Below are 384 nucleotides of genomic sequence, written 5' to 3' on the forward strand. Positions count from 1 at the left end.
ATGTACGGCCAGGCGGCGCTGGCCGGCAAGGGGTTGCGCAGGACGACGAGCGTGGCGACGGCCGCGATGGCGATGCTCATCCACGTCATCGACAGGAACCGGTCGCGGTTGCCGTGCAGCATGGCGTTCCAGCTCGCGTGGAGCACGGCGGCGAGGAGCACGATACCGCCGGTATAGCTGAGCATTGGGGTGGGAGGGGAGCAGGAAATGCCCAAGAATATCTATCTTGAAGCGGCACGACAAACCAGATAAATTGCCACATCGCGTTAGAAAATCTATTGCCATGAAACGGGTATTGCCGCCGCTCAATGCCTTGCGGGCCTTCGAGGCCGCGGGCCGGCTGGGCAGCTTCAAGGAAGCCGCCGCCGCGCTGCACGTCACGCA

The 384-nt window shown here is 63.3% G+C and carries 2 pseudogenes; one reads left to right on the forward strand and one right to left on the reverse strand.

Annotated elements, in window-relative coordinates:
- Window positions 1-185 (reverse strand): annotated as a pseudogene (locus tag AC1DHL_RS30110) (EamA family transporter); the annotation flags it as partial.
- Between the two features lie 98 nt (window positions 186-283).
- Here AC1DHL_RS30110 and AC1DHL_RS30115 point away from each other — a divergent pair.
- Window positions 284-384: pseudogene (locus AC1DHL_RS30115) on the forward strand (transcriptional regulator); the annotation flags it as partial.

Source organism: Variovorax sp. 10L426 (assembly GCF_056395305.1).